The following is a 24,713-nucleotide window of genomic DNA, read 5'->3' as shown; positions in this document are numbered from 1 at the left end:
AAGAAGATCAGCCGGGGGTGAGGCGATAGGCGGCACCGTTGCCGACGCTGAGAAACCAGATGCTGCCGTCGGGGGCCTCGCGGATGTCGCGGACGCGGGCGGTTTCCCTGGATTTGAGGCGTTCGACCTCGCGCAAGGGCGCGCCTGCGAGGTGGGAGATGAGGCCGAACTTGAGCGATCCCACGAAGATGTGGCCGCGCCATTCGGGCCAGAGCGCACCGGAATAGATCATCATCCCCGAGGGCGCAATGGACGGGTCCCAGTAGAAATCGGGCTGTTCCATGCCGTCCTTGTGGGTGCCCTCGCCGATCTTGGCACCCGAATAGTGCCGCCCGTAGGAGATGACCGGCCAGCCGTAATTGGCCCCGCGCCGGATGCGGTTCACCTCGTCGCCACCCTTGGCACCGTGCTCGACCACCCAGACCGCGCCACCCGGGCCGCGCGCCGCGCCCTGCGGGTTGCGGTGGCCGTATGACCAGATCGCGGGGCGGGCACCGGGCGTGTCGGTGAACGGGTTATCATCCGGGATCGTGCCGTCGCGGGCGATACGGATCACCGATCCGTTCTCGCGCGAGAGGTCCTGCGCCGACGGCCTGTCGCCACGCTCGCCGATGGTGGCGTAGAGATACCCGTCCTCGCCCTCGACGAGGCGCGAGCCGAAATGCCGCCCGCCGGAGGATCCCGGCGTCAGTTCGAAGAGCACGCGCCAGTTTTCGAGCCGCTGGCCGTCCCGCGACAGCCGCGCGCGCGCCACCGCGGTGCCCTCGCCGTTCGGCTGGGGTTTGGCATAGGTGAAAAAGAGCGTGCGGGTCTGCGCGAAATCGCGCGGCACCAGGACATCGAGCAGCCCGCCCTGCCCCACGGCGGCGACCTTCGGAACACCAGCGACCGTGCGCGTCTCGCCGTCGCGGTGGAGAAGCAGCCTCCCGTCCCGCTCGGTCACGAGGACGCCGCCGCCGGGCAGAAAGCCGAGCGCCCAGGGCTGCGTCAGCCCCGCGATCATGCGGGTCACGGAAACCGGCCCGGCACTGGTGTCGAGCGCATGGGCGGGGGACCAGAGCGCGAGCGCGAGGCAGAGGGCGAGGAGGCGGATCATGGGATGTGCTCCTTTCCTGCGGTCTGGCCGTCAGGCGCGTTTGTCCACCTGTCCCAGCCCCATCAGCGCCAGCACCCGCGCCTCGATATCGGCGGCGGAGAGCTTCGCGGTGGCGTACATGTCGGCGGGGCTGGCCTGGTCGATGAAGATGTCCGGCAGCACCATCGAGCGGAACCTGAATCCGGCATCGAACACGCCCGCCTCGGCCAGCAGGTGGCTGACATGGCTGCCGAAACCGCCGATGGCCCCCTCCTCGATGGTGATCATGGCGTCGTGCCGCGCGACGAGATCGAGGATCAGCGCCTCGTCGAGCGGCTTGGCAAAACGGGCATCGGCGACGGTGGGGGTGATGCCGCGGGCGCGCAGGGCTTCGCAGGCGGTCATGACCTCCGACAGCCGCGTGCCGAAGGACAGGATCGACACATCCGCCCCGTCCTGCACGATGCGCCCGCGCCCGATTTCGAGCGGCGTGCCGCGTTCGGGCATCTCGACGCCGGTGCCCTCGCCGCGCGGGTAGCGGAACGCGATGGGGCCGCTGTCGTGCCGGGCAGCGGTGGCGACCATGTGTTTGAGCTCTGCCTCGTCGGCGGCGGCCATCACGACAAAGCCGGGCAGGTTGGCGAGATAGGCGATGTCGAACGCCCCGGCATGGGTGGCCCCGTCGGCCCCCACAAGACCCGCGCGGTCGATCGCGAAGCGCACCGGCAGGCGCTGGATCGCGACGTCGTGCACGACCTGATCGTAGCCGCGTTGCAGGAAGGTGGAATAGAGCGCGCAGAACGGCCGCATCCCCCCCGCGGCGAGCCCGGCTGAGAACGTCACCGCGTGCTGTTCCGCGATGCCGACGTCGAAGCACCGCGACGGGTAGCGTTCGGCAAAGAGGTCGAGCCCGGTGCCGTCGGGCATGGCGGCGGTGATGGCGCAGATGCGCGGATCGTCCGCCGCCTCGGCCAGCAGCGCATCGGCAAAGACGCGGGTATAGCTGGGCGCGTTCGACGGCGTCTTCTTCTGCTTGCCGGTGACGAGGTCGAATTTCGCCGTGGCGTGCCCGCCGTCGCGTGCGCTCTCGGCGGGGGCATAGCCCTTGCCCTTTTTCGTCAGCACATGGATCAGCATCGGCCCTGTGGCCCGCGCCTTGACGGTGCGCAGCACCGGCAGGAGCTGGTCGAGGTCGTGGCCGTCGATGGGGCCGACATAGCTGAAGCCCAGTTCCTCGAAGAGGGTGCCGCCCACCGCCATCCCCTTGAGCACATCCTTGGCGCGGCGCGCGCCCTCTTGAAACGGCGGCGGCAGCATCGAGATCGCGCCCTTGGCGGCGGCCTTGAAATCCTGGAACGGGGCCCCCGCGTAGAGCCGCGAGAGATAGGCGGACATCGCGCCAACAGGGGGCGCGATGGACATCTCGTTGTCGTTGAGGATGACGATTAGCCGCTTTTGCAGGTGGCCCGCGTTGTTGAGTGCCTCGAACGCCATGCCCGCCGACATCGCCCCGTCGCCGATCACCGCGATGGCGTCGCCGTGCCCGGTGTCGCAGGCACCGCCCAGATCGCGCGCCACGGCAAAGCCGAGCGCGGCGCTGATCGAGGTGGATGAATGCGCCGCCCCGAACGGGTCGTAGGGCGATTCCGAGCGCTTGGTGAAGCCCGACAGCCCGTCCTTCTGCCGCAGGGTGCGGATGCGGTCGCGCCGGCCGGTGAGGATCTTGTGGGGGTAGGTCTGGTGCGAGACGTCCCACACGATCTTGTCGCGCGGCGCATCGAACACATGGTGCAGCGCCACTGTCAGTTCCACCACCCCGAGCCCCGCGCCGAGATGGCCGCCGGTCTCCGAGACCGCGGCGATCGTCTCGGCACGCAGTTCACGGGCAAGCTGCGGCAGGTCAGCGTCGCCCAGCCGCTTGAGATCGGACGGGATGCGCACCTGATCGAGAAGCGGCGTGTGCGGCGTGTCGGACATCGGCCCCCTCCCCGGGGTTGATCAGCTCTGGCGCGAGATAACGAAGCGCGCGAGCGCCTGCAAGGTTTGCGCCTCGTCCCCGAATACAGATAGGGCGTCACAGGCGGTGTCCACAAGATGCGCGGCACGGGTGCGTGCCGCATCGAGACCCAGAAGCGAGACGAAGGTGGCCTTGCCCGCCGCCGCGTCCTTGCCCACGGCCTTGCCCGTGAGGCCCGCGTCCCCCTCGACATCGAGAATGTCGTCGGCGATCTGGAAGGCGAGGCCGAGGCAGTCGCCGTAGCTCTGCAAGGCCCGGATGCGCGCGGCCGGGGCCTCGGCCATCACCGCCCCCGCCGTCGCCGCCCAGCAGATGAGCGCACCGGTCTTGCCCGCCTGAAGCCCGGTGATCTCGTCGAGCGTCAGCGGCGTGGCCGCGCTCTCGGCGGCGATATCCTGTGCCTGCCCGCCCACCATGCCGCCGACACCGGCGGCGCGGGCGAGGCCGCGCAGCAGCGCCAGCCGGGCGGCGTCGGGGCAGTCCGTGTCGCACAGCAACTCAAACGCCAGCGCCTGCAGCGCGTCACCCCCCAGCACCGCCGTCGCCTCGTCCCAGTGTCGGTGGACGGTGGGCTTGCCGCGGCGCAGGTCGTCATCGTCCATGCAGGGCAGGTCGTCGTGGATCAGCGAATAGGCGTGGACCGCCTCGATCGCCGCCGCGGCGGGGGCCGACCTTGCCCGGTCGATCCCGAACAGGAGCGCCCCTTCCATCACTAGCACCGCGCGCAGGCCCTTGCCGCCCGCGACGGCATAGCGCATCGCCTCGGCGACGGGGCCGTCATGGCCGTGCAGGGCGGTCTCGATGCAGGCGCGGGCCAGCCCCGCGTCGCGCGCCAGCGCCGCGCGGGGCTCGGCGGGGCCTTCGGCCATCACTGCCCCTCGACCGGCACCGTGCCCGTCGGGTTGCCCTCGGCATCGAGCGTGATGGCGGCGACCTTCTCCTCGGCCTCCTTGAGTTTGGTCTCGCAGCGTTTCTTGAGCGCCGCGCCCCGTTCGTAGAGCCTGATCGACTCGTCGAGCGCCACGTCGCCGCGTTCCAGCCGGCCGACCACCTCCTCGAGCTCCGCCATCGCCTGCTCGAAGCTCAGTTCCGCGACCGGTGTCTCTGCCATGCCGTGCTCCCGCTGCCTGAATTCCGGCCCTGACCATAGCGGCGGCAGGGCGGCTGTGCAATTCGGTTGACGCCCCCGCAAGGCTGCGAAAAACTCGGCCCATGCCCGACCCTTCGCCCGCCCTGCCCGCCGAGGCCGATCTGCCCGACGGGGCGGTGATCGGTGCCCTCATCCGCCACATCCCCGGCAAGCGGCGCATTCACGAAGGCACATGGCAGGGGCGCGACGCGATCTTTCGCCTCGCCACCCCCGAGACCGCCGGGATGCAGGCCCGCGAGTGGCAGGAGGCGTGCCGCATCTGGCCGCATATGCAAGGCAGGCGGTTCCGCGTGGCCGAGCCGCTGGCCCACCTGCCCGACCTGCACCTGATGGTGATGGAGCGCGCGCCCGGCACACCGCTTCTCGACCGTGTCGCGCGGCTGCGCGCGGATCGGCGCGGGCCCCGTCTCGCCCCCGCCGCCGCGTGGCTGCGGCGCTACACGGATGTGTCGGAGGTCTGGCGGGGGGCGCGGTGCGCGGGCTGGCTCGCCCGTGCCGAACGGGCGACGCAGGGCCAGCCCTTCCCGGACCTGCGCGGGATCGAGGCGGGTATCCTCGACGGGGTCGCGCGGATCGCCGGGCGCATTGACGGGGCCGACTGGCGGGTGGCGATCTGCCACGGCGACTTTCACGCCAACAACCTGCTGGCGTCGGGCAGGATCCTGACCGGTATCGACACCGGCGGCTCGGGTCGGATGCCGCTGCTCAAGGATATTGCGCGGTTCCTCATGCACATGGCCCGGCGTGGCGTCTGCCCTTCGGGGCGGGCGTGGTGCGGCGTCGATGCGGGCATGCGCGACGCCTTTGTCGAGGCCTTCGCGCTGACCGAGGCCGAGCGTCGGCTGGTGCTGCCGTTCTTTCTGGGCATCGAGGCGCTGATCCGGGTGGAAACGCCCGCCCTGCGCCCCCGCCGCATCCGCACCGCCGGGCGCGTCTATGCCGCACTGCGCGACGATCTGGCCACGCGCGATTTGACCTAGAACATGCTCCCCCTGAGCGGACCGGTCGCGCCCTACCCGGCGTCTTCGCCGTCCTCGTCCGAGCCGCGCACGCCCAGAAGCTGGTCCATGCTGACCGAGGGCTGATCGCAGCCCGCCTCGCCGACGATGCGCGCAGGCACACCCGCCACGGTCTTGCACGGCGGCACCTCCTGGAGCACCACCGAGCCGGCCGCGATGCGCGAGCAATCGCCGACGCGGATATTGCCGAGCACCTTGGCCCCCGCCCCGATCAGCACGCCGTTGCCGATCTTGGGGTGGCGATCCTCTTCCTCCTTGCCGGTGCCGCCCAGCGTGACGGAGTGCAGCATCGAGACATTATCGCCCACCACCGCCGTCTCGCCGATGACGATGGAATGGGCGTGGTCGATCATGATGCCCTTGCCGATGCGCGCGGCGGGATGGATATCGACGCCGAACACCTCGGAACAGCGCATCTGGAAGAAACGCGCCAGATCGTAGCGCCCGGTTTCCCACAGCCAATGCGCGATGCGGTAGGCCTGGATCGCCTGGAACCCTTTGAAGAACAGGAGCGGCAGAAGGAACCTGTCGCAGGCCGGGTCGCGGTCATTGACGGCGACGATATCGGCGCGCGCGGCCAGCCCGATGCTGTCGTCCGAGGCCAGCGCCTTGTCGCAAATCTCGCGCAGGATCTGCTCGGGCATCTCGCCCGATCCGAGCTTGAGCGAGATGCGATAGGCCAGCGCCTGGTCGAAGCTGCCATGATGCAGCACGCTGGAATGGATGAGCCCGCCCAGCAGCGGCTCGTCGGCGATGGCGGCCTCGGATTCGCGGGCGATGCGCGCCCAGACCGGATCGAACTCGGCCAGTTTGGTTTTGGTATACGCCACGGGACATGCTCCTCTGGATCGCCTCGATCATAACAGATAGGCAGGGGAGGTAAAATGCAAAGGGCTGTTGCCGGGGATCACAACCATGAATGACAACGCGCTCGCCCGCTACCGCGCCCGCATCACCGCGCGTCTCGCCGAGATCGACGAGGAGGACGCGCGCGGCCGCGAAGGGCAGGAAACGGTCGCGCTCGACCAGCAGGCCATCGGACGGCTGAGCCGCCAGGACGCGCTGCAATCGCAGGCGATGGCGCGCGCCACCCATGCACGCCGCGACATCGAGCGCCGCCGCCTGCGCGCGGCGCTCGACCGCATCGACGACGGCGAGTTCGGCTATTGCGAGGATTGCGGCGAAGAGATCGCGCCCGCGCGGCTGGAGCTTGACCCCGGCACCACGCGGTGCATTTCCTGCGCCAGCGGCTGAGCCGCGCGCCGCCACAGGAGCCGCCGATGACAGACCGCACCGCCATTATCGTCAGCCATGGCCAGCCCTCTGACCCGGACCCGGCCGAGCGCGAAATCGGCGATCTCGCCGCGCGGGTGGCGCGGCACCTGCCCGACTGGACGATCGGCGCGGCGACGCTGGCCAAGCCCGGCGCGCTCGACGCGGCGCTGGCCGGGGCAGGTCCGGCGCCGGTCGTGTATCCGCTGTTCATGACCGAGGGCTGGTTCACCGGCGAGAACCTGCGCAACAGGCTCGGCAATGCACCGGAGGCGCGGGTGTTGCGCCCGCTGGGCGTCTCGCCCGAATTGCCAGCGCTCGCCGCCGACCTGCTCGCGGACGAGATCGCGCACGCCGGGTGGAAACCGGGGACGGCGCGTCTGTTCCTCGCCGCACACGGCTCGGGCCGCAGCCCCAATTCCGCCCGCGACACCCGTGCCTTTGCCGAGGCGCTGGCGCGGCACATCGCGCTCGCGGAGATCCGCGTCGGATTCGTCGAGGAGCCCCCCTTCCTCGTCGAGGCCGCCGTCGGCATGGGTGCGCAAAGCCTGTGCCTGCCGTTCTTCGCCGCAAGACGCGGACATGTCATCGACGACATTCCCGAGGCGCTCGACGCGGCGGGCTTCGCGGGCCTGCGACTCGCGCCGCTGGGGCTGGCCCCGGGACTCCCTGCGCTGGTGGCCCGCGCGATCGCCGCGGGCCGTTAGCGCCACCGCGCGCAATTGCGCTAACAGTTATCGCTAACATCCTGACCTGACGCTGAAAATCGTCGATTTGCGGGTTTTCGGGGCCGCCGCCTGCGTCTATACCGCAGCCAAATCCCGGATCAGGAGAGCCCAATGACCATCACCGTCGGCATCAACGGTTTCGGCCGCATCGGTCGCGCCACTCTGGCGCATGTTTCCGAGAGCCTGCGCAACGATATCAAGGTCGTGAAGGTAAACGCCACCGGCCCGCTGGACACGGCGGCGCACCTGATGCGCTATGACAGCGTGCATGGCCGCTTTCCCCACCCGATCACCGTCGAGGGCAACACGATGGACCTGGGCCGCGGCCCGATCGAGATGTTTTCCACCTACGACATGACCGCCCTCGACTGGGACGGCGTGGACGTGGTGATGGAATGCACCGGCAAGTTCAACGACGGGCTGACCGCCCGGACGCACCTGGAGCGCGGCGCGCGCAAGGTGCTGCTGTCGGCCCCCGGCAAGAACGTGGACCGCACCGTGGTCTACGGCGTCAATGACGGCCTCTTGCAGCCCGGCGAACGAATGATCTCGAACGGGTCCTGCACCACCAACTGCCTCGCGCCGCTGGCCAAGGTGCTGCACGAGGGGATCGGCATCGATTCGGGCATCATGACCACGATCCATGCCTATACCGGCGACCAGCCCACCCATGACCGCCGCCACAAGGACCTCTACCGCGCCCGCGCCGCGACGATGTCGATGATCCCCACCTCCACCGGCGCGGCCAAGGCGCTGGGAGAGGTGCTGCCCGATCTCGCCGGGCGGCTCGACGGCTCGGCCATCCGGGTGCCCACGCCCAATGTCTCGGCCGTGGACCTGACCTTCGTGGCAGAGCGCGACGTGACGGCGGCGGACGTCAACGAAGTGGTGGCCGCCGCCGCCGCCGGGCCGATGGCGGGCATCCTCGCCTACGATCCCGAGCCCAAAGTCTCGGTCGATTTCAACCACACCGAGGAAAGCTCGATCTTCGCGCCCGATCAGACCAGGGTGACGGGCAGACGGCTGGTGCGGGTGCTGGCGTGGTATGACAACGAATGGGGGTTTTCCTGCCGCATGGCCGATGTCGCCGTGGCGATGGGACGGCTGCAGTAACGCCGCGCGCTTGCACGAACCGGTCCCGTCGGGCATACCCGGCGGGATCATTTCGTCAGGAACGACCCGATGACCAACCGCATCGCCATCGTGCTGGTTCTGCTGATCCTCGGCGGAGTGGCGCATGACGCGCTGCGCAATGACCTATCCGGCCTCGTCTTTCTCGCGCGCAAGCTGATGGCTTTGATCGAATACCTGGCATTCTGGCGCTGAACGCGCTCGAATGGCGCGCGCTTGACAGCTTTGCGCTTTCGTTTATGTTCGCAAATGACTGTTAGCGCTATCAACTCCGGAGGGACGATCATGGCACTCAGACTGGCCATCAACGGTTTTGGCCGGATCGGGCGCAATGTGCTGCGCGCACTGGCGGAATCGGGGCGCGACGACGTAGAGATCGCCGCGATCAACGATCTCGGCCCCGTCGAGACCAACGCCCACCTACTCGAATTCGACAGCGTGCATGGCCGTTTTCCCGGCGCCGTCACGGTCGCGGGCGACACGATCGACGCGGGCCGCGGCCCGATCCGCGTCAGCGCCGGGCGCGATCCCGAAACGCTCGACTGGTCCGACATCGACATCGTGCTGGAATGCACCGGGCTGTTCACCGACCGCGACGCCGCCGCGCGGCATCTGAAGAACGGGGCGCGCCGGGTGCTCGTCTCGGCCCCCTCCAAGGGGGCGGACCGGACGGTGGTCTACGGTGTCAACCATGACAGCCTGACGGCCGACGATATCGTCGTCTCCAACGGCTCCTGCACCACCAACTGCCTCGCGCCGGTGGCCAAGGTGCTGCACGAGGCCATGGGCATCACCCGCGGCTTCATGACCACCGTGCACAGCTATACCGGCGATCAGCCGACGCTGGACCGGATGCACAAGGACCTCTACCGCGCCCGCGGCGCGGGCCTCAACATCATCCCAACCACAACCGGGGCGGCGCGCGCCGTGGGGCTGGTGCTGCCCGATCTCGACGGGCGCCTGGACGGCACCGCGATCCGCGTGCCGACCCCCAACGTGAGCGCGGTGGACCTGACCTTCGAAGCAGCGCGCGAAACGAGCGCGGACGAAATCAACGCCGCCATCGGCGCAGCGGCGCAAGGACCGCTGCGGGACGTGCTCGACGTGACGGGCCGCGAACTGGTGTCGTCGGATTTCAACCACAACCCGCTGAGCGCGGTCTTCGCCACCGATCAGACGCGGGTGATGGACGGTAATTTCTGCCGGGTGCTGGCGTGGTATGACAACGAGTGGGGCTTTTCCAACCGGATGCTCGACGTGGCCGCCGCGATGGGACGGCGCGCGGACTGAACCGGGGCGGTTTTGGCCTGTTGCTGCCATTCGCCTTCTGCCCCGCGCGGAATCAAGGCGTGCTTGCACGCCGCCGCGCGAGCGCCCGACCGCCCCATCGGGCGGGCCCTCGCGCGGCTCATCACATCATGCCCAACGACAGCAACAGGCCAGAACCGCCCCGCCGTTCAGGCGAATTTCGCGATCAGCGCCTCGCGCACCGGCGGGGTGACGAATTTCGACACGTCCCCGTCCAGCCGCGCGATTTCCTTGACCAGCTTCGAGGCGATCGCCTGATGGCCCGCATCGGCCATCAGGAACACCGTCTCAACCGTGTTGTCGAGCGCGCGGTTCATGCCCACCATCTGGAATTCATACTCGAAATCCGCCACCGCCCGCAGCCCGCGCACGATAATCTGCGCTCCCACGTCGCGGGCGCAGTCGATCAGCAGGTTGTCGAACGGGTGGGCGACGATCTCGGTCCCGGTCAGGCGGGTGAGGGTCACGCATTCCGCCTCGATCATCGCCACGCGTTCCTCGAGCGTGAAGAGCGGCCCCTTGTCGCGGTTGATCGCCACACCGATCACCAGGCGATCCACCAGCATGGCGGCCCGGCGGATGATGTCGATATGCCCCAGCGTGATCGGGTCGAAGGTGCCGGGATAGAGGGCGATGCGCATCGGGCCGCTCCGTTGTTGCCTTACGGCGGCACGCAACGATATTGCGCGCCCGAATGCAACCCCTCAGTAGCCCATGATCATCCCTTCAAGCGCCGTCTTTTCCAGTGACAATTCGTCGAGCCGCGCCTTGACCACGTCGCCGATTGTGACGATCCCCACGAGCCTGCCCTCCTCGACCACCGGCATGTGGCGGAAGCGGCCATCGGTCATCCGCGCGAGCACCGCGTCGGAGGTGTCCTGCCTGGCGCAGCAGACCGGGTTGCGGGTCATCATCTCGCTCACCGTCTCGGCAAGGCAGCCGCCGCCGCGCACCGCCAGCGCGCGCACGATATCGCGCTCCGACAGGATGCCATCGACCGAGTCGCCATCGGCGGACACCACGAGCCCGCCGATCCGGCGCTCGGCGAGGATGCTTGCGGCCTCCGAGATCGGCGTGTCGGGCGTGACGGTGATGACCCCGTCATCGCCCTTGGATTTCAGAATCTGCTGGACCAGCATCGCGACGCCCTCCGTAATGAAAATTGCGTGATCAAAGCGTGAGGCACAACAAAATTCCTGTCAAGCCTGCGCCATGGCCTCTCGACGCGCCGGAGTGGCAAAGCCGCGGATCGGCAATCAGCATGCCTGCTGGCCAAGCCATGTCTCCTGCTCGCGGGTCTCTATCGCTCCGGGACGCGCGGCACGGACGGCAGACATTGCGGCCGCAGGGTCGGCACCGCGCTCGACCATGAGAAGCGCCGCCATGGTCCCGGCCCGTCCAAGACCGCCTCTGCAATGCAGCAACAGCCGCTCGCCCCGTTCAAGACCGGCATGCAGCACGGGCGATAGCGCGCGCCAATCCGTCATCGCCGCCGTGCCCGGCACGCTTGCATCCCGGATCGGCACATGATGCCAGCCAAGCCCCGCCGCCCGCATCGCCGCGCCGAGCTGCGGCACGCCGAGCGCGGCCAGTTCGTCACGCTCGACAAGGGTCACGACGCGGGTCGCGCCCCATTTGCGGATGGCCGCCACATCCTGGTCAAGATCGCGTTCCCAACGACCTCCATACAGGCTCGCGGTGCGTTTCCCGGGGCAAAGCGTCAGGCCGAGGCAACCGCTTGTGACGGAGATTTCGGCTATCCGAAGCGGGTCGCTCTCGCTCGTTCTGACATCGGCCACACCACAACGCTCCCGCTCTGCCTCGCATGCCCGCTGCGACCCGACCGAACCTGATCCCTCTCAACGGCGCTTTCGGTTCCCGACCAGGATGGATGTCCGGCGCGTACCGGTCAAGCCATTGCCTCGAGCCGGGCCACCTCCTGCCGCAGGCCATCGACGAGGGCGGCGGCAAAGCGGTTCTGCCGTTCCAGCCGCCGGTCGTCGGCGTGGCGCACGAGATAGAAGCTGCGGGTCAGCGCGAATTGCTCGGGCAGTACCCGCCGTGCCCCGCACAGCCAGGGCAGCGAGAAATCGTGCAGCACGCCGAGGCCGCCGCCGCGGGCCACGAGGTGAAGCTGCACCGAGACCGAGTTGGACGCGAGATCCACCCGGTCGATCCCCGCCTCGCCGAGATAATCCAGTTCGCGGTCGAAGATCATGTCGGGGATGTAGCCCACGATGCGGTGCGCGCGCAGGTCTTCGAGCCGGGCGATGTCGGGATGTTGGCACAGGTAACGCGCGGTCGCGGCAAGGTGCAGGCGATAGTCGGTGATCTTCTGGACCGAGAGCCGCCCGGCGGTGGGCGGGCTCACGGCAATCACCATGTCGGCCTCGCGCCGGGTGAGGTTGAACACCCGCGGCAGCGCGACGATCTGGATCTCGAGATCGGGGTTGTCGGCGGCGATGGCGGCACAGACCTGCGGCAGCACGAAATTGGCGCAGCCATCGGGCGCGCCGATGCGGATCTGCCCGGCAAGCCCGCCCGTTTCGCCGCCGAGGTCGTGGGTGGCGGCCTCCATCGCCTGTTCGGCGCGGATCGCGTGGGTCATCAGCCGCGCGCCCGCCTCGCTCAGCGCATAGCCGGTGGGCGACTTGGCAAAGAGCGGCGCGCCGAGGGTCTCTTCGAGCCGCGCCACGCGGCGGCCAACGGTGGCCGGGTCGATGCGCAGCACCCGCCCGGCGCCCGACAGGCTCTCGGCGCGCGCGACGGCGAGAAAGATGCGCATATCGTCCCAATGCGGGGTCAAGAGGCCGCCTCCTTTGCAATAATGCAAATCAATATTGGAGTATTGCCCCTTTTACGTCGAGTTTTGCAAGGCTACCCTGCATCCAACGCCCACTCCAGGAGGATATGAAGATGAAAGAACTCACCCACTACATCGACGGCCAGCACGTCAAGGGTACATCGGGGCGCTACACGGACGTGTTCAACCCCGCCACCGGCGAGGTGCAGGCCCGCTGCCCGCTGGCCAGCCCCGAGGAAATGGCGCAGGCCGTGGCCGCCGCACAGGCGGCGCAGCCCAAATGGGGTGCCACCAACCCGCAGCGCCGCGCGCGGGTGATGATGGAATTCGTCCGCCTGCTCAACCGCGACATGGACAAGCTCGCCGAGGCGCTAAGCTCTGAGCATGGCAAGACTTTTCCCGACGCCAAGGGCGACGTGCAGCGCGGACTGGAGGTGGTGGAATACTGCATCGGCGCGCCGCAGATGCTCAAGGGCGAGTTCACCGACAGCGCCGGGCCCGGCATCGACATGTATTCCATGCGCCAACCCCTTGGAGTTACGGCAGGAATAACCCCGTTCAACTTTCCGGCCATGATCCCGATGTGGATGTTCGCGCCCGCATTGGCCTGCGGCAATGCCTTTATCCTCAAGCCCAGCGAGCGCGATCCCTCGGTGCCCTTGATGCTGGCCGAACTGATGGAGGAGGCGGGGCTGCCCAAGGGGCTTTTGCAGGTGGTGAACGGCGACAAGGTCGCGGTGGACGCGATCATCGACGATCCCGTCATCCAGTCCATCGGCTTCGTCGGCTCGACCCCGATCGCCGAGTACATCTATGGCCGTGGCTGCTCGAATGGTAAGCGTGTTCAATGCTTTGGCGGCGCCAAGAACCACATGATCGTGATGCCCGATGCCGATATGGATCAGGCCGCCGACGCGCTCATCGGCGCGGGCTACGGGGCTGCGGGCGAGCGCTGCATGGCGATTTCGGTGGCGGTGCCGGTGGGCGACGAGACCGCCGACCGGCTGGTGGAAAAGCTGGTGCCGCGCATCGAGAACCTCAAGGTCGGGCCGTGGACGGCGGGCGATGACGTGGATTACGGCCCGCTGGTGACAGGCGAGGCGAGGCGCCGTGTCCTGGGGCTGGTCGAGAGCGGAATTTCCCAAGGAGCTCAACTGGTTGTGGATGGGCGCGACTTCAAGTTGCAGGGCTATGAGGACGGGTTTTTCGTCGGACCGCACCTGTTCGACCACGTAACGCCGGACATGGACATCTACCGCCAGGAGATTTTCGGGCCTGTTCTCAGCACCGTGCGGGCGGGCAGCTACGAGGAGGCGCTGCGCCTCGCGATGGATCACGAGATGGGCAACGGCACCGCGATCTTTACCCGCGACGGCGACGCCGCGCGCGATTTTGCCAATAGAATCAACATCGGGATGGTGGGGATCAACGTGCCGATCCCGGTGCCGCTGGCCTATCATACCTTCGGCGGCTGGAAGAAATCGGGCTTTGGCGATCTCAACCAGCACGGGCCGGACGCGTTCAAGTTCTACACCCGCACCAAGACCGTGACGTCGCGCTGGCCGTCGGGGATCAAGGAGGGCGGCGAGTTCAACTTCAGGGCGATGGACTGAGCCGCAGCGCGCGAAGCTGCAGGTTCAGCCGGCGAACCGCGAGGTTCACGAGGGGGCACCGTGACGGTGCCCCCCTTTTTGCACGGGGGGGCCCGACCGGCGGGCCGCGGGTCCGGTGACGCCCCGCACCGCGCCGCCATCCGGGACCGGCGCGCGGCCCTGGCGAAGACGGCCCGCGACGGCTGTGCCGCACCCCCGCCATCTTGACCCCGGCCCCGGTCCGTGCCATTCGGCGGCGATCGTGCGTTTGAACGCGCTTGGTCAGACGCCTTGACCGTCATGATATGATCCAATTGGCAATGGTAGAATAAATGAAAATCTACAAACCGGAGGATATTGAGGAGTTTCTCTCAAAAGAACAACTTCGATATCAGAAAATCGACCTTCCATTTGGATACTCAACACCGGGACACCCGCGGGGTCAGATAAAGGAAATCCTGTTCTCTGAAAGTATCAAGGGCCGGAGCGTGCTCGATGTCGGCTCCTTCCTGGGACAGATGTGCGTGGCGGCGCTTCAAAATGGTGCTGAAAGGGCGGTGGGCCTTGAGCTCAATCGCGACCGAATTCGCCAGGCTGGAGTTATTTCGGAGATTTTGCAGCTTTCACCACAACCGGAGTACCGGCGCGAGGATATCGAAAGTACCAGGCTTGAGGAAGACTTTGATGTCGTTCTATTGTTGAACATTCTTCATCATCTTCGGGATCCGATCGGTATCCTCAGGACCCTCACAAAGCGCGTAAAGCATCGACTGATTATCGAGGCGGCCTCTCTGAACCGGCGCGACGCCAAGAAACTCAAACTTGGCTCATTGTCCCGTTTTCTTTTTTCGAGGAGCCCCGCTGTTTATGTTGGCCCATGCCATCCCAAAGACCTGAGCCAGACATATTTTTTCTCGGAACGTGCACTGACAGACATATTGTCAAAGCATTTGATGAGCTATTGGCGCATCGACCGCTACCCATCCGAGTTCAAGGGGCGGTTCATTCTTGATTGCAAGAAACTTTCCATTGACAGAATGGTCCTGGTGGCGGGCTGTAACAGTTCCGGAAAATCGACGTTCTGCGAAAGGGTCAGGCAAAACGAGTTTTCCGGGGACCTCGGTTACGACGACTGCTCTGATATACCATTCGTGAATCCGGCAAAGCTCTGGGGTAAGCCTTTGAATTCCGTCTTTCCGGCGCAGGAAACGTCCGAGTGTTTGATGCACTACGACCTTTCGCTTGTGGAAAAGTTCAACCTCCATTCCTTCGAACGCGACCCTGCGACCTCCGTGATCGAGTGCTCGAAAACGATCGATGCGGTCTTGGTCGCGCCCTCGATTGAAACCCTGAAGCATCAAATCTACGAGTCAGAGATAAAGAACAAGACGGGCGACGGATCTCAGTTTCATCGCGAGCAGTCCGAGCGCTTCGGCGAGCCGGGTTATCTGCTGAACCTGTACGGTGACTGGCTTGATTATCTGGAAGGGCTCGATAGTTCGGTGACTCTCTACGTTTTTGGTGAAACCCCCGACGGACGGCGTCTTACCAAGTGTAAAACGATTGAAGACGCCAGAAAACACATCCGCGACACGTATTCGGTCGAAGCCCCGGTTTAGGTCGAAATATGCTGAAGAGATACCTGAAGCGAAAGGTCACGGAGGACGGGGTCAACAGCCTGGCAAACGCCGTTTACGGCATGATGCGTCCGGCACCTGCCCACCGGCTGTTCTCGAAGAGCCCCGACATGGTCTTTATCTGGATCCCGAAAACCGCCGGGTCGAGCGTGTTCAGCTTTCTCAATGCCGGTCTGGGGATGCGCAAGCTCAAGACCGTCAACCACGCGATGTCGTTCCGGAACCGCGGATCGGTGACCTTCGACCATATCCATTACCTGTCCCTGCTCAAGTCCGGCATCGTCAGCGGCGACTATCACGACCGGGCGTTCAAGTTCTCCTTCGTCCGCAACCCCTATGCGCGGGTGGCATCGCTCTACAACTATTCGACACGGCGCGAGTTGCTGGATGGCGAGGGGTTCGATCGGTTTCTGGATCGGGTTTTCCTGCGCCCTCCGGTCGGTATGTACAACCGGGCAGGTCTGTCGCAGACCAACCCTCAGACCGACTGGCTGATGGGCGAGGCGGGCGATCTTCTGGCGGACAGGATTTTCCGGGTCGAGGCCCTGGACGAGTTCTCACGCTACTTTCAGGACACATACGATCTGACCTTCGATGCATCCGAGCGGCACAACGCGAGCACCCCGGTCATCACCGTCGACGACATTCTGGGCGATGCGGAGCGGACCGAAAAGGTAAACGCGATCTATGCGCGGGATTTCGACCTGCTCGGCTACGAAAAGGTCGTTCCGCAATGATCGCCGCGCGCGGCTGAACGCCGCTGGACCGCCCGGTCGAAACAATGTGTCAGCATCGGCGGGTGCGCGGCCCGTCCCGACAAGGCAGCGCTTGCGGCGCGGCGGCTTTGAGACTAGGGCGTCTCCCACGCATTCCTGATGACATCACGGGGCCGCTCCTGTCATGACCGACACGCTCAAAGTCCTCCGCGCTTCCCTTCCGCAGGCCGCCAAGACGGTCCTGAAGAAGGCGCATCACCTGCTGCTCAGGCTGCGGCTCAACCTCACCGGTGCGGACCGGGAGACGCGCATCCGTGCCGAGCGGCGGCTGCGCGGGCGCGAGCAGTATCGCAGCCTGCGGCGCGCCGACGCGGTGATCGTCTCTTTCGGCAAGAGCGGTCGGACGTGGCTGCGGGTGATGGTCTCGCGGCTCTATCAGCAGGTCTACGACCTGCCCGAGGACACGCTGATCGGCTTTGACAATTTCCACAACATGGATGGCCGTGTGCCCAGGGTGTTCTTTACCCATGACAACTACATCGGCGATTACACCGGCCACACCGACAGCAAGGCCGATTTCGAGGGCAAGAAGGTGCTCCTGATGGTGCGCGATCCGCGCGACGTGGCGGTGTCGCAGTTCTTCCAGTGGAAATTCCGCATGCGCCCTGAAAAGAAGGCGCTCAACGACTATCCCGACCACGGCGCCGAGTGTTCGCTCCATGACTTCGTGATGCACGAGGGCGGCGGGATGCCCAAGGTGATCGGGTTCATGAACCTCTGGGCCAGCGAGCGCCACCGGCTGCGCGGGCTGGAGGTGGTGCGCTACGAGGACCTGCGCGCCGACCCCGAGACGGCGCTGACCCGGGTGGCCGACTTTCTCGACATCCCCGCCGATGCCGCGCGCATCCGCGAGGCGGTGGAGTATGCCTCGTTCGAGAACATGAAGAAGAAAGAGGCCGACAGCAGCTTTCGCATGAGCGGCGGGCGCATGGCCCCCGGCGACCAGGGCAACCCCGACAGCTACAAGACCCGCCGCGCCAAGGTGGGGGGCTATCGCGACTATTTCGAGGATGACCAGATCGAGGCCATCGACGCGATGCTGGCCGCGCGGCTGGACCCGGTCTATGGCTATGGCGCGGGCCGGGACACCGACAGCGCGCGCGCATGAGCCGGGCCGGGACACCGCCCCGCATCTGGCGCGTCCTCGGCGACAAGCGGGGCGACAACGCCCAGGTCGAGGTGATCGCCGACGCGCTGGAGCGCGCGCGCGGCTGGACATCCGAGTTGCGCCACCTCGAGATGCTGCCGAAATACGTGCACGGCAAGCCGCGCGTCGGCCCGAGCCTGCACCACATCGACCCCAGCCGCAGCGACACGCTGGAGCCGCCCTGGCCCGACCTGATCCTGACCCGGGGGCGGCGGCCATCGAATGCCGCGCTGTGGATCAAGGCGCAGTCGGGCGGGCGCACGCGGATCGTTCTGGTGGGCAAGCCCGCCGGGTGGCTGACGCATTACATGTCGCATTTCGACCTGATCGTCACCAGTTCCGAGACGCTGCCCGCGCCGTTCGGCAACGTGATGCAGATCGACCTGCCGCTGATGCAGGTCAGCGCCGACCGGCTCGCCGCCGGGCGCGCCGAATGGGAGGGCACGCTGGCCCCCCTGCCCCGGCCGCTGGTCGCGGTCCTGATCGGCGGGCCGACCAGCCCCTATGTCTACAACGCCGAGACCGGGGCCCGTCTGCACGCGCGCATCGCGCGGGTTCTGGCCGATGGCGGCACGCCCTGGCTGGTGGGCTCCCGGCGCACGCCGCCGGGGTTCCTCGACCGGGTGCGGCGCGGCTTTGACGACCGCCTGCGCGTGTTCGACTGGGCCCGTCCCGAGGGCGGCAACCCCTATACCGGCCTGCTGGCGCTGGCCGACCGGTTCGTCGTCACCGGCGACAGCATTTCCATGCAGGTCGAGGTCGCCCGGCTGGGCAAACCGCTGGAAATCCTGCCGCTGCCGTTCGGCTGGCTGGGTCGGGTGGACGATGCCCGCCGACGCGCGGCCGCGTGGATGTTTCAGCCGCCGCGCGATGACCGCCTGGCCGAGCGCGCCCGCCTGACGGCGGCGCGCGGGCTCTACCATCTGCGGCTGATGCAGCAGACCCGGCACTTTCCCCGGTTCCACCAGGCGCTGATCGACCGCGGTCTGGCCTGCTGGGCCGGCGCGGACGGGCCGGACGGGGCGGGCGGCACCGGCGACCAGCGGGTATCGGCGGCGACGGCGGATGACGTGGCGCACATCCTGCGCCGGATCGACCCGCTCCTGCGCGGGGCCTGAGATGCACCAGACCAGCGTTTGCGTGATCAGCAACCCCGCCAGCGGCAACAACCGCAAATGGCAGGACCGGGTCGCGGCGCGCCTCGCCGCCTATGGGTTCGTCACGCACCATGTCACCCGCTCGCCGCAGGAGGCCGCGGCGCTGATGCCCGCGCTGGTCCGCGCCCGGCCCGATGTGGTGGCGATCAACGGCGGCGACGGCACCATCGCCGCCACCCTCGGCATGATCCTCGGTCACTGGCCCGCCGACGCGCTGCCGCTGATCGTGGTCCTGCCCGGCGGCACCGCCAACATGACTGCGGGCGATATCGGCGTCGCCGCGACGCACCGCCGCGCGCTCCGGCGGTTCTGCCGCTGGCTGGACCGGGGCGCGCCGCTCGCGGGCGACATCCGCGCACGCCATGTCATGCGCGTCGAGGGGGCCGCCGACGGACAGGTCCGCCACGGCATGTTCATGGGCACCGGGGCGATCATGCAGGCCACGCAATTCGCCCACAGCCATGTGCATTCGCGCGGGCTGGGGGGCGAGCTGAGCATGGGGATGACGCTGATCCGGTCGGTCTGGGGGCTGATCCGGCGCGACCCGGCCTTCTACCAGCCCACCCGTGTGCGCATGGAGATGACCGGCGCGGACGACACCCGCATCCGCCGCGACGAGGCCCCGATGCTGATCCTCGTGGCCAGCACGCTGGAACGGCTTTTCCTCGGCATTCGCCCGTTCTGGAACCGCGCCGACGCCCCCGTCGGCCTGACCGCGATCCGCGGCGGCGCAGCACATTTCGCCCGCGCCTTCCCTTCGGTGCTGCGCGGCCGCCCCAACCGCCATGTGACGCCCGAAAACGGCTACGAGAGCTTTCGCGCCGGGCGGATCGCGCTCGCCTTCGAGGGCGAGGTCAACCTCGACGGCGAACTGTTCGCCACCGCGGGTCCCGATGTGCCGCTGGTCGTCACCGCCGAGGGACCGCTGCGCTTCCTGCGGCCGCGATAGGGGGCGGTGCGGGGCTGTCGGCCGGTTCTGGCCTGGAGGGGACGTTGGCCGTCTGCTCCCGGCGCGGAATCAAGGCCGAAGGCCGCCGCGCCATCGCATGTCCGCCCCGTCGCACCAAAGGTGCGCCGATACAGTCGGCACGCCTTTGGCGTGACGGACATGCGATGGCGCGGCTCACAGCAACGACCGCTCCTGACCAAATCCACCCCCGCCAAGACCCCCGCCCACGGACGGCACCACCCCGCACGCCTGCCCCCTCTCGTCCACGCAACCGGCGGTGCGCCAACGGCAGCCGCGTGCCTTTCGTCGGTCAGGCGGACACAGCGGGTGCGGCGCTTGTCTGTGCACCCGCCGCGGGCATATACGAGGCAGATGATCCACCATGCGAGGCACGCGCATTCCATGACCGGCCAGCACATCCCGGCAGAGTATCCCGCCCCGGACGGCCCGACGCCCGAGACCTCCGCCCCCCTGCGCGTGTTGGTGACCGCGCTGCAAGAGCGGTTCGGCGACGGGCTTCAGGCGGTCATCCTCTATGGCTCGTGCCTGCGCAGCGCCGATCTTCTGGACGGGCTGGTGGATTTCTACGTGCTGGTCGAGGACACGCCGCGCGCCGAGCCGCGACTGTGGCTGCGGCTCGGCGGGCGCATCCTGCCGCCCAATGTCTATTACCTCGAGGCCCCGCTGGACGGCGAAACCGTGCGCTGCAAATACGCCGTCCTGAGCCTCGCGCAATTCGAGCGCGGCACCGGTCCGGGCTGGTTCCATTCCTATCTCTGGGGGCGCTTCGCACAGCCGGTGAAGCCGGTCTGGTGCGACGCGCCCGCCACGCGTGCGCGGCTCGACGCGGCGTTTCTGCGCGCCGGCGAGACGCTGCTGCGCCGCGCCATCCCGGCGCTGCCGCCCGAGGGGCGGCTGGCGGATCTGTGGCAGGGGGCGCTGGCGCTGAGCTATGCCACCGAGCTGCGCGCCGAACGGCGGGGCCGCGCCGCCGAGCTCGCCGGGCATGGCGAGGCGTTCTTCGCGGCGCTGACCCGGTGCCTCGAGCCGCGTCTCGGCGGGTTGCTCGAGGTGGACACGCGCGACGACGGCACCCTCGTCTATCGCAGCCATGCCACCGCGCGCGCGCGCCGCGCCGCCCCGCTGCTGTGGGCCGTGCGGCGGGTGCAGGGCAAGGCGCTGTCGGTGGCGCGGCTGGTCAAGGGGCTGTTCACCTTCGAGGGCGGGCTGGATTACCTCGCGTGGAAGCTGTCGCGCCATTCCGGCCAGGAGGTGGTGATCCCCGACAAGGTCCGGCGGCGCCCGCTGATCCATATCTGGGGCTTCATGCGCCGCCTCTACCGGCGCGGCGTGTTCCGCTGACACGCGGGAATCCGCGCATGCCTGAAACACGATGACAGTTTCACGACGTTTCGAGGCGGCATCGTGATGCGATTGCCGCCGGAATCGCCGGTGATCTTGTCTCCGGCACATGGCGTCCCGTGCCGATCTCATGTATAGAGCGCCGGACACAATCAGAACCGAGGGTGCGGATCAGAACCATGAAACACGCCGTTTTCATCCAGACGAACCACAAGCAGATCGTCGGGGCCATCGTCGCAGAGCACGCGCTGCGCCGGTACTCCACCAATAACGACAAGTTCGACGTGCAGCTCGTCAACAGCCGCGACTACCCGTTCTTCATGGCCCGCGAGGGCCAGGAATACACGCGCGACGGGGTCAGGCGCGTGTGGCTCAACGAGGACCTGCAATCCTTTACCCCGACCCGGTTCATGCCGCCCGAACTGATGGGCTATGAGGGCCGCGCCGTGGTCATCGACCCCGACGTGTTCGCCTGTGCCGACATCTGGGAACTGCTGAACCGTGACATGAAGGGCAACGCCATCATGGCGCGGATGCGCTCGGGCACCAAGGGCCTGATCGACAAGGCCTATGCCAGCTCGGTGATGCTGCTCGACTGTGCGCAACTGACCCACTGGAAGGTCGAGGAGCAGTTCAACGCCATGTTCGACGGCGACCACGACTATTCGCGCTGGATCGGGCTGCGCGACGAGGACCCCGACAAGATCGAGTTCATCGAGAACGAGTGGAACGATTTCGACAAGTTCACCACCGACACCAAGATGCTGCACACCACCCGCCGCAAGACGCAGCCGTGGAAGACCGGCCTGCCGGTGGACTGGCGCCCGGCCGAGCGGTTCCGCCTGTTCCCGCCGGCGGCCTGGGTGCTGCGCCTGCGCCGCAAGATCTTCGGCGAGTACGGCCTGATGGGCAACTACAAGGAACACCCCGACAAGAACCAGGAGAATTTCTTCTGGGGCCTGGTCAAGGAATGCGTCGAGCAGGGCAAGATCTCCGAAGAGTTCCTGCGCAAGGAGATGGAAGAAAACCATGTCCGCCACGACGCGCTGGAGGTGATCAAGCGGGTGCCGGACCTGCCGCCCGCGCCGGCGCATCCGCTCAGCACCGGCAACCTGGCAAAGGCCGCCTGACGCCGCGCGGCGCGGCGCGGCTCAGGGCCGCGCCCGTCCGAACAGCGCGCGGACCCTGTCGCCCGCATCCTGCGCTCCGCCCGACGGGTCGGGGCGCAGCTTTTCCGACCAGGTCTCGCCCGCTGCCACCAGCGTCGCGGCCTCGTCCAGCCAGCGCGCCCGCCCCGCGCGCACCAGCGCATCCTGAATACGCGAGATATCGCGGCGCATCCGCACCGGCGCGAGCCGCATCGCCAGCGCATGACTGAGCGGCTTGTGGCGGAAATTATGGGCGCGGCACCACCAGCGCCCCGGCGGATCGCCCGGATCGAACAGGTAGAGCGGACGCCCGAGGCTCGCCGCCTCGGCGATCATCGACATGCTCTCGCCGGTGACGACGAACCGCTCGGCCAGCCCCAGAAAGGCGGCATAGGGGTTCTCGTCGCCGTCCGCGCGGTCATGCCACCAATAGGTGTGCGCGGGCACGTCGAGCGCGTCGAGAAACGCCTGCGCCACGGCGCGCGGCGTGCGCGGGCTGCCGGTGACGAGCGCCGCCCCGCCGGTCGCGGCCACCAGCCGGTTGACCCCCTCCGCCAGATGGCGCGCCTTGTCGCGGGTGAACACGAACGGCCCGCTGTCGCCGCCGATCAGGACGGTGGTGAACGGGCGCGGCAGATGCGCCAGCCCCGGTGCCGCCCGCGCCGCGGCCGCATCCACCCCCTCACGGGTAAAGCGGTGCATGGGCAACGGGTTGACCAGCACGTTGGGTGCCGGGTCGAGAAAATACTGCGGCGTACTGACGACCAGGTCATAGCAGGCGGGCGGCGCCCAGGGACGCCCGATATGCACCAGCCGCACGCCGCCGCCCGCCCGGTCCCGGATCCAGCGCGCGACCGGCTCGTTTCGCCGCCCGGCGCTGATCACGAGGTCCGGCCAGGGGGCGCTCAGGGGGCTCGACGCCTGCCGGTCGATCCCCATCAGCGTGGGCCCCGACAGCAGATGCGGCAGCAATTCCCAGGCGCGCGCGAGGATGCGCTTTTCCTCGAACGGCCAGCCCAGCGCCCCGGCCAGCGCCAGCACCTGCGTGTTGTCGCCCGCCTTGCGCCCCAGCAGGCACCAGACCCTCGGTGCCGTCCCCGCGTCGCCCTCGTTCACAGGCTCTTTTCCCTTTTCCACCGGCCGGATGGCTGCCGGACATCCCGCCCGGCCGCGCCCACGCCGCCGCAGTTTTCCGCCGCTATCGGTTGCGGACAAAATTACCCATACAAAGCCGGACAGATACCCTCTAAGAGCGGCACAAGAAACCCCGATCCCTGACCAGATTGCCCCATCATGCCCGACCTGACCTCCCGCGAGACCTGGACCGCCGCCTCCCGCCACCTGCTGCTCGCGCCGCTCTTCTTCCTGCCGCGCCACCGCAGGATCGCCGCCGAGCGCTACCTGCGCGGCCGGCAGGAATACGCCCGGCTGCAACAGGCCGACTGGGCGCTCGTGTCATGGGGCAAGAGCGGGCGGACATGGTTCCGGGTGATGCTGTCGCGCTTCTACCAACTGCATTTCGGGCTCGACACCGATTACATGCTGGAATTCGACAATTTCCACCGGCTGAACCCGCAGGCCCCGAAGGTCCTGTTCAGCCACAACAACTATATCCGCGACTATACCGGCCACCGCGACAGCCTCGACCACTACAAGGGCCGCAGGCTGGTGCTGATGGTGCGCGACCCGCGCGACGTGGCGGTGTCGCAGTATTTCCAGTGGCGCTACCGCATGCTGCCCCGCAAGAAGGCGCTCAACGCCTACCCGCCGCACGGCGCCGAGGTCGATGTCTTCGATTTCGTGTGCAACCCCGATTGCGGCATTCCCCGGATCGTCGAGGCGTTCAACACCTGGGCGCGCGCGATCCCCGCGCTGGGCGAGGACGTGCTGCTCGTGCGCTACGAGGATTTGCGCGCCGATCCCGCCGCGGTGCTGGAGCGGGTGGTGTCCTTTACCGGGCTCGACCCGCGACCGGAGCATATCGAGGCTGCCCGCGACTATGCCGATTACGAGAACATGAAGAAGCGCGAGGCCAGCAAGGAGGGCATGCGCGGCAGCGGACAACGGGTGAAACCGGGCGACGAGGGCAACCCCGATTCGTTCAAGGTGCGGCGCGGCAAGGTCGGCGGCTATCGCGACTATTTCACGCCTGAGCAAGTGCAGACCGTCGATGCGATGGTCGATGGGGTGCTCGACCCGTCCTTTGGCTACAGTGCCCCCTGACGGGGTGGTGAGGGTCAAGGCGGGTCGGCTGCAATGCGCAGTCCTGGCCTGTTCCCGCCATTCGCCTGCCTGTCCCCGGCGCGGAATCGAGGCCGAAGGCCGCCGCGCCATCGCATGTCCGCCCCGTCGCACCGAAGGTGCGCCGATATAGGCGGCACGCCTTTTGCGTGACGGACATGCGACGGCGCGGCTCCCCCCAATGTCCGCAACAGGCCCTAA

The 24,713-nt window shown here is 67.6% G+C and carries 25 protein-coding genes; 15 read left to right on the top strand and 10 right to left on the bottom strand.

All coding sequences use genetic code 11. The features are described from left to right. Positions 1–7 precede the first annotated feature (7 nt). The 4 genes from ACFFU4_RS11190 to ACFFU4_RS11175 are packed head-to-tail and all read right to left on the bottom strand — an operon-like array spanning position 8 to position 4,203. A complete protein-coding gene (locus ACFFU4_RS11190) occupies positions 8–1,096 on the bottom strand; it encodes a PQQ-dependent sugar dehydrogenase (protein WP_377069853.1) in 1,089 nt (362 codons plus the stop codon). A 30-nt stretch (positions 1,097–1,126) separates the two neighbouring features. Next, positions 1,127–3,052, bottom strand: a complete 1,926-nt coding sequence (dxs, locus tag ACFFU4_RS11185; RefSeq protein WP_377069852.1) for a 1-deoxy-D-xylulose-5-phosphate synthase — start codon at positions 3,050–3,052, stop codon at positions 1,127–1,129. A gap of 21 nt (positions 3,053–3,073) precedes the next feature. Next, positions 3,074–3,961, bottom strand: a complete 888-nt coding sequence (locus ACFFU4_RS11180) for a polyprenyl synthetase family protein (RefSeq protein WP_377069851.1) — start codon at positions 3,959–3,961, stop codon at positions 3,074–3,076. Next, positions 3,961–4,203, bottom strand: a complete 243-nt coding sequence (locus ACFFU4_RS11175; RefSeq protein ID WP_377069850.1) for an exodeoxyribonuclease VII small subunit — start codon at positions 4,201–4,203, stop codon at positions 3,961–3,963. Before ACFFU4_RS11175 ends, ACFFU4_RS11180 begins: the two co-directional genes overlap by 1 nt. A 101-nt stretch (positions 4,204–4,304) precedes the next feature. On the opposite strand from ACFFU4_RS11175, the gene ACFFU4_RS11170 reads away from it, so the two are divergent. Further along, complete coding sequence (locus ACFFU4_RS11170) at positions 4,305–5,222, top strand: phosphotransferase (RefSeq protein ID WP_377069849.1); 918 nt, start codon at positions 4,305–4,307, stop codon at positions 5,220–5,222. 32 nt (positions 5,223–5,254) lie between these two features. On the opposite strand, the gene cysE is transcribed toward ACFFU4_RS11170, so the two are convergent. Beyond that, entirely contained in the window at positions 5,255–6,091 is an 837-nt protein-coding gene (gene cysE / locus ACFFU4_RS11165) for a serine O-acetyltransferase (protein ID WP_377069848.1), read from the bottom strand. Between the two features lie 85 nt (positions 6,092–6,176). On the opposite strand from cysE, the gene ACFFU4_RS11160 reads away from it, so the two are divergent. The 5 genes from ACFFU4_RS11160 (at position 6,177) to gap (ACFFU4_RS11140) (ending at position 9,682) form a co-directional block, all read left to right on the top strand. Next, on the top strand, positions 6,177–6,515 hold the full coding sequence (locus ACFFU4_RS11160) for a TraR/DksA family transcriptional regulator (RefSeq protein WP_377069847.1): 339 nt from the start codon (positions 6,177–6,179) through the stop codon (positions 6,513–6,515). Between the two features lie 26 nt (positions 6,516–6,541). Further along, positions 6,542–7,240 carry a sirohydrochlorin chelatase gene (locus tag ACFFU4_RS11155; protein ID WP_377069846.1) on the top strand — a complete coding sequence of 233 codons (699 nt, stop codon included), beginning with the start codon at positions 6,542–6,544 and terminating at the stop codon, positions 7,238–7,240. Positions 7,241–7,372: 132 nt separating this feature from the next. Then, positions 7,373–8,374: a type I glyceraldehyde-3-phosphate dehydrogenase gene (gene gap / locus ACFFU4_RS11150; protein ID WP_377069845.1), complete on the top strand. Its 1,002-nt coding sequence runs from the start codon at positions 7,373–7,375 to the stop codon at positions 8,372–8,374. Positions 8,375–8,443: 69 nt separating this feature from the next. Next, a complete protein-coding gene (locus ACFFU4_RS11145; protein ID WP_377069844.1) occupies positions 8,444–8,587 on the top strand; it encodes a hypothetical protein in 144 nt (47 codons plus the stop codon). Positions 8,588–8,677: 90 nt separating this feature from the next. Beyond that, complete coding sequence (gap, locus tag ACFFU4_RS11140) at positions 8,678–9,682, top strand: type I glyceraldehyde-3-phosphate dehydrogenase (RefSeq protein ID WP_377069843.1); 1,005 nt, start codon at positions 8,678–8,680, stop codon at positions 9,680–9,682. 167 nt (positions 9,683–9,849) lie between these two features. Here the strand turns inward: gap (ACFFU4_RS11140) and coaD are convergent, their stop codons facing one another. From coaD to ACFFU4_RS11120, 4 genes are all read right to left on the bottom strand, one after another. Further along, the gene (gene coaD / locus ACFFU4_RS11135) at positions 9,850–10,341 is read right to left on the bottom strand and encodes a pantetheine-phosphate adenylyltransferase (RefSeq protein ID WP_377069842.1); all 492 of its coding nucleotides are present in this window, start codon (positions 10,339–10,341) and stop codon (positions 9,850–9,852) included. Positions 10,342–10,404: 63 nt separating this feature from the next. Beyond that, on the bottom strand, positions 10,405–10,839 hold the full coding sequence (locus ACFFU4_RS11130; protein ID WP_377069841.1) for a CBS domain-containing protein: 435 nt from the start codon (positions 10,837–10,839) through the stop codon (positions 10,405–10,407). 117 nt (positions 10,840–10,956) lie between these two features. Beyond that, positions 10,957–11,499 (bottom strand): cyclin-dependent kinase inhibitor 3 family protein, encoded by a 543-nt coding sequence (locus tag ACFFU4_RS11125; RefSeq protein WP_377069840.1) that lies wholly within the window; start codon positions 11,497–11,499, stop codon positions 10,957–10,959. 110 nt (positions 11,500–11,609) lie between these two features. Further along, positions 11,610–12,506 (bottom strand): LysR family transcriptional regulator, encoded by an 897-nt coding sequence (locus tag ACFFU4_RS11120; protein ID WP_377069839.1) that lies wholly within the window; start codon positions 12,504–12,506, stop codon positions 11,610–11,612. A 110-nt stretch (positions 12,507–12,616) separates the two neighbouring features. On the opposite strand from ACFFU4_RS11120, the gene ACFFU4_RS11115 reads away from it, so the two are divergent. From ACFFU4_RS11115 to ACFFU4_RS11080, 8 genes are all read left to right on the top strand, one after another. Further along, positions 12,617–14,116: a CoA-acylating methylmalonate-semialdehyde dehydrogenase gene (locus ACFFU4_RS11115; RefSeq protein ID WP_377069838.1), complete on the top strand. Its 1,500-nt coding sequence runs from the start codon at positions 12,617–12,619 to the stop codon at positions 14,114–14,116. Between the two features lie 311 nt (positions 14,117–14,427). After that, on the top strand, positions 14,428–15,714 hold the full coding sequence (locus ACFFU4_RS11110; protein ID WP_377069837.1) for a class I SAM-dependent methyltransferase: 1,287 nt from the start codon (positions 14,428–14,430) through the stop codon (positions 15,712–15,714). An 8-nt stretch (positions 15,715–15,722) separates the two neighbouring features. After that, complete coding sequence (locus ACFFU4_RS11105) at positions 15,723–16,469, top strand: sulfotransferase family 2 domain-containing protein (protein WP_377069836.1); 747 nt, start codon at positions 15,723–15,725, stop codon at positions 16,467–16,469. Between the two features lie 163 nt (positions 16,470–16,632). Then, a complete protein-coding gene (locus ACFFU4_RS11100; RefSeq protein WP_377069835.1) occupies positions 16,633–17,616 on the top strand; it encodes a sulfotransferase domain-containing protein in 984 nt (327 codons plus the stop codon). After that, complete coding sequence (locus tag ACFFU4_RS11095; protein ID WP_377069834.1) at positions 17,613–18,773, top strand: mitochondrial fission ELM1 family protein; 1,161 nt, start codon at positions 17,613–17,615, stop codon at positions 18,771–18,773. Before ACFFU4_RS11100 ends, ACFFU4_RS11095 begins: the two co-directional genes overlap by 4 nt. 1 nt (position 18,774) lies before the next feature. Continuing rightward, positions 18,775–19,761, top strand: a complete 987-nt coding sequence (locus ACFFU4_RS11090; protein ID WP_377069833.1) for a diacylglycerol/lipid kinase family protein — start codon at positions 18,775–18,777, stop codon at positions 19,759–19,761. A gap of 372 nt (positions 19,762–20,133) precedes the next feature. After that, complete coding sequence (locus tag ACFFU4_RS11085) at positions 20,134–21,123, top strand: hypothetical protein (RefSeq protein ID WP_377069832.1); 990 nt, start codon at positions 20,134–20,136, stop codon at positions 21,121–21,123. 179 nt (positions 21,124–21,302) lie between these two features. Continuing rightward, entirely contained in the window at positions 21,303–22,253 is a 951-nt protein-coding gene (locus ACFFU4_RS11080; RefSeq protein WP_377069831.1) for a hypothetical protein, read from the top strand. A gap of 21 nt (positions 22,254–22,274) precedes the next feature. On the opposite strand, the gene ACFFU4_RS11075 is transcribed toward ACFFU4_RS11080, so the two are convergent. Beyond that, the gene (locus ACFFU4_RS11075; protein WP_377069830.1) at positions 22,275–23,387 is read right to left on the bottom strand and encodes a mitochondrial fission ELM1 family protein; all 1,113 of its coding nucleotides are present in this window, start codon (positions 23,385–23,387) and stop codon (positions 22,275–22,277) included. Between the two features lie 177 nt (positions 23,388–23,564). Between ACFFU4_RS11075 and ACFFU4_RS11070 the strand changes: the two genes are divergently transcribed. Then, complete coding sequence (locus ACFFU4_RS11070) at positions 23,565–24,494, top strand: sulfotransferase domain-containing protein (RefSeq protein ID WP_377069829.1); 930 nt, start codon at positions 23,565–23,567, stop codon at positions 24,492–24,494. The last annotated feature ends 219 nt before the right edge of the window (positions 24,495–24,713 follow it).

This window comes from Roseovarius ramblicola (genome assembly GCF_042430665.1).
Taxonomy (GTDB): Bacteria; Pseudomonadota; Alphaproteobacteria; order Rhodobacterales; family Rhodobacteraceae; genus Roseovarius; species Roseovarius ramblicola.
The sequence above is the reverse complement of the archived record's forward strand: the minus strand, read 5'-3'. Positions and strand labels throughout refer to the sequence as shown.